This window comes from Geminicoccus sp., assembly GCF_036263595.1.
In the GTDB taxonomy this organism is placed as follows: Bacteria; Pseudomonadota; Alphaproteobacteria; order Geminicoccales; family Geminicoccaceae; genus Geminicoccus.
The window spans coordinates 1-4,707 of sequence record NZ_DATAGQ010000087.1 but is presented as its reverse complement, the minus strand read 5'-3'; the positions used below and the strand labels follow the sequence as shown (position 1 = coordinate 4,707).

Below are 4,707 nucleotides of genomic sequence, written 5' to 3'. Positions count from 1 at the left end.
CAGCCCGCCAGGGCCGGTGAAGGTCACCTTGCCGTTGGTCTGGACCCCGAACCGCTCGAAGCTGTGGAACAGGTTCTGGCCGCGGATCTGGCCGAGGCCGGCACCCACCTGGATGTCGTTGCCGGACAGGTTCACCTTGGGGCCGAGCGTCCCGTCGGTGGCCACCTGGGCAAGTGCCATGCCGGGAACAACCAGCGCACTGCTGATCAGAAGAGCACGGATCATCGCGCTCGGAAAGGACGAGATGAGGCGGCTGGCTGGGGCGCTGTACATCGTCGCTCCGGGCATGAAAATGGCGGCAAGTAGACCATGATGCTAGCCTTGGGGTTCTATATCGTAAAGCCCGGGGACTTCTGATCGGGCCGTGACTCGGACGACAATGTCGGCCGTCCTACCGTGGCTTGAACTGCCGCTGGAGCAGGTTGGCGACCAGCCCCGTCCAACCGGTCTGGTGAGAGGCGCCGAGCCCGCGGCCGGTATCGCCGTCGAAATATTCGTGGAACAGCAGGAGGTCGCAGAAATTGGGGTCCACGTTCTGGCGGACGTCCCCGTCCAGATACGGACGGTGCCCGGCACCATCGCGCAGGAAGAGCGACGTCAGCCGTCGCGTCAGTTCGTCGGCGACCCTGCCCAGCGTCATGAACTGCCCGGATCCGGTCGGGCATTCGATCAGGAAGTCCGGCCCGTAGTAGGTGTTGAACTTGCGCAGCGATTCGATGATCAGGAAGTTCAGGGGCATCCAGACCGGGCCACGCCAGTTCGAATTGCCGCCGAACAGGACGGTATCGGCATCGCCCGGCTGGTAGCTGACCTTGAGAGCGGCATGGCCGAGTCCATCCAGGACATAAGGATGCTCGCCATGCTGGCGTGACAAGGAACGTATGCCGAACGGCGACAGGAACTCGGTTTCGTCCAGCATGCGCCGCAGGACGGCCTTGATCCGGTGGCCACGAAGGAGGGAGAGGAGCCGCCGTTCCTCCCGTCCAGGCTCCTGCCAGCGCGACACGAGGCGCGCCAGCTCGGGCCGGTGCTTCAGGGTCCAGCGCAGGCGCCGGGCAAAGGCAGGGAGGCGTTCCAGGAGCTCCGGCTCGATGACCTCCACCGCGAAGAGGGGGATCAGGCCCACGGTCGAGCGGACCCGCAGCGGTATCATGCGTCCATCGGGAAGGCTCAGCTCGTCATAGTAGAACTCGTCCTGCTCGTCCCAAAGCCCGAACCCTTCGCCGCCCATGTCGCTCATGGCCTCGGCGATCAAGAGGAAGTGCTCGAAGAACTTCGTCGCGATGTCCTCGTAGACGGGGTTGTGCTGCGCCAGCTCCAACGCGATCCGCATGAGGTTCAGGGCATACATGGACATCCAGGCGGTGCCGTCCGCCTGGTTGACGATCCCACCACCGGGTGGCGGATGGGAACGGTCGAACACGCCGATATTGTCCAGGCCGAGAAAGCCGCCCTGGAACACGTTGCGGCCGGTCGCGTCCTTTCGGTTCACCCACCAGGTGAAGTTCAGCATCAGCTTGTGGAAGACGCGCTCCAGGAAGGCGAGGTCGCCCGGCCCGCCGCGCTGCTCCCGGTCGATCTCGAACACGCGCCAGGTCGCCCAGGCATGCACCGGAGGATTCACGTCGCTGAACGACCACTCGTAGGCCGGGAGTTGGCCATTCGGGTGCATGTACCATTCGCGCGTGAGCAGGATCAGCTGGTCCTTGGCGAAGGCGGAATCGATCAGCGCCAAGGGCAGGCAGTGGAACCCCAGGTCCCAGGCGGCGAACCAGGGATACTCCCACTTGTCCGGCATCGAGAGCACATCGATGCTGTTGAAATGGGTCCATTGCGCGTTCCGGCTGGACTGGCGCTCCGGGGGCGGCGGCGGCTGCAACGGATCGCCGTCCAGCCATCGGCGCACGTCGTAGCGGAACAGCTGCTTGGACCAGATCATCCCCGCCAGGGCCTGGCGATGCACGCGCCGGATGTCCGGGTCCGCCGGCAGTCCGGCCTGACAGGCGGCATAGAATTCATCGGCTTCGTCACGCCGCCGGGCGAGGATCATGTCGAAGGAGCCGAACGGGTCGTGGCCGTCGGCCGCATCGTCGGCGGCCTTGCTGAGACGAAGCCTGACCTGCCGCTCCCCGCCTGCCGGAATCTGGCCCAGCGCATAATAGGCGGCTGCCTTCGTGCCGCCGCTGCTCGCTGGGGCCACGGCATCGGCGCGGCCGTCGACGACGAATTCGTGGAAGCCGTCCTTGTAGGGGCCGGGCACGTCCATGCGGTCGAACAGGCGTCGGACGTTCGTCTCATTTTCGGTGAAGAGCAAGGTCGGGGCGCCATCGCAGGCGAGGCGATAGGTGCCGAGCCAGGGATGGTGGGCAGCGATCAGCCCGGCGATACTGCCCGGCCGCAGCGATGGCCGCTCGGAGATCGCGTCGAGCTTCCAGGACCAGACGTTACGGAACCAGATCTGCGGCAGGAGGTGGAGCTCCGCCGCTTCCGGCCCGCGGTTATGGGCAGTGATCAGCACCACAATGTCGTCGGTGTCGGCCTTCGCATACTCCACGGTCACGTCGAAGTAACGGTCCTGGGCGAACAGGCCGGTATCGAGCAGTTCGAACTCGCGCTCCGCCGCACTGCGCCGGCCGTTCTCCTCCACGAGTTCGGCATAGGGAAAGGCAGCGTGCGGATACTTGTACAGATACTTTAGATAGGCATGGCTCGGGGTGGCATCGAGGTAATAGTAGAGTTCCTTGACATCCTCGCCATGGTTGCCCTGCGCATTGGTGAGCCCGAACAGCCGCTCCTTCAGGAAGGGATCACGTCCGTTCCACATGGCCAGTGACAGGCACATGAGCTGGCGTTCGTCGCTGATCCCGGCAATACCGTCCTCGCCCCAGCGATAGGTGCGGGAACGGGCATGGTCGTGTGGCAGATACTCCCAGGCGGCCCCATCGGGGCTGTAGTCCTCGCGCACGGTACCCCACTGCCGCTCGCTGAGATAAGGCCCCCACAGTCGCCAGTTCCACTCCTCACGTTCCGTCTCGGCAAGGCGACGATGCTCTGCCGTCCCACCAGCCTTGCCCGCCTGCATGGCCTCCATGCCACCTCCTCCCCACCGCCATTGTCACCGCCGGCCGTTTGAGCCCTTGCGCACCTTGCTGAGGCCTTTCGCGAAATCCAACAAGCTGCTTGCGTGCACATGCTGGACCCGAAGGTAGCGGCAGACCCAGTGTGCCCCCTCTATCGCAAATATCTGGCCGATTCATGCCGCGGCGAAACTGCAGATCTGCACTGGCTGGGCACGGCTCAAAGCGATGAAGCGTCTGCAAAGCAAGGTCGGGACTTCTGCCGGGGGTGAAGCATCGCGATACCGGCAGGGGGTTCAGCCCGAGCTTCCGCCAATTGGTCCGGGCAGAGGCAGGAAAGGTGGCTTCCGCTGCCGACGGGCTGCCTTGCTTCCGTCAGCCGAGAGAAGCATCTCCTGCCGATGAGCCGCCTCGTCCAGACCCGCCTGATCAACGATCCGTTTTCCGATCCGGGCCTGCTGATCGACTTCCAGTTTGGGCGTCGCGCCATGCTGTTCGACTTGGGCGATCTGAGCCCGCTCTCCGCGCGCGAACTGCTGCGGGTGAGCCATGTGTTCGTCTCCCACCGGCACATGGACCATTTCGCCGGCTTCGACCACTTGCTGCGCATCTGCCTCTACCGGCCGGGCATCATCCGGCTGGTCGGCCCGCCCGGCCTGATCGATGGTGTGGCGGCCAAGCTCGGCGCCTATCTCTGGAATCTTTTGAATGGTCGTTCTGTCGACTTCGCCATCATGACGGCAGAGTTCGCCAACGAGCGCCTGGGCAGCTGGACGATATTCCGAGCGCGCGACGCCTTTCGGCCGCAGCTTCTTGAAATGCCGGAGCCGGCCTCCGGCCTCGTACTTTCCGAGGATGATCTGCGGGTTGAGTGCGTCACCCTCGACCATGGCACGCCTTGCCTGGCCTTCGCCCTGCAGGAAACACAGCGGGTCAATGTCTGGCGCCAAGGGCTGGATGCGCTCGGTCTGGATGTCGGGCCCTGGCTGAACGTGGCCAAGAGGGCGGTCCGCCGTGGCGACGCCGACGATACCGCCATCAGCCTCGGCGACGGGCGAGTGATCGCGCTCGGCGTGTTGAAGGAGCATGCACTGCACATCGCTCCGGGACAGCGGGTCGTCTATGTCACCGATGCTGCCTTCCATGCCGTCAATGTGGAGCGGATCATCACGATCGCGCGGGGTGCCGACCATCTGTTCATCGAGGCGGCATTCCTGGACGAGGATGCCGCGATCGCGGCAGCGCGGTATCACCTCACGGCCAGGCAGGCGGGCGAACTCGCAAGGCAGGCCGGCGTACGGAGGCTCACCACGTTCCATCATTCGCCGCGCTATCTCGATCGACCAGACCACCTCCGCTTGCAGGCGGAGGGTGCGTTTCTCGGTCAAACATCGGGACGGGCGCTATAGGTGTCTGAAGCCTTCATCCACGTCGCCATGGGCGACCTGCTTCTGCGCCGCATCAGTCACTGAGCACATTCTCAAACGGGCTCTCACTGACTGTCCGCAAAGTGGCTGGAGGAGGTTATAGAGCGTTGATCTGGCGCATTCGTGCTGGAGATCGCTATGCCCGATCGACCGTACCCATCCGACCTCAGCGACGCTGAGTGGGAAGTGCTAAGACCGCTTCT

General features: G+C 64.5%; 2 protein-coding genes and 1 pseudogene. 1 reads left to right on the top strand and 2 read right to left on the bottom strand.

Translation table 11 applies throughout. From position 1 onward, the window contains the following. Together VHL31_RS07415 and VHL31_RS07410 are read right to left on the bottom strand one after the other, a co-directional pair. Nucleotides 1–273: pseudogene (locus VHL31_RS07415) on the bottom strand (hypothetical protein); the annotation flags it as partial. Between the two features lie 118 nt (nucleotides 274–391). Then, nucleotides 392–3,091: an MGH1-like glycoside hydrolase domain-containing protein gene (locus VHL31_RS07410; RefSeq protein WP_329660568.1), complete on the bottom strand. Its 2,700-nt coding sequence runs from the start codon at nucleotides 3,089–3,091 to the stop codon at nucleotides 392–394. A 387-nt stretch (nucleotides 3,092–3,478) separates the two neighbouring features. Here VHL31_RS07410 and VHL31_RS07405 point away from each other — a divergent pair, with 387 nt between their 5' ends. Further along, a complete protein-coding gene (locus tag VHL31_RS07405; protein ID WP_329660567.1) occupies nucleotides 3,479–4,486 on the top strand; it encodes a ribonuclease Z in 1,008 nt (335 codons plus the stop codon). Nucleotides 4,487–4,707: the final 221 nt, after the last annotated feature.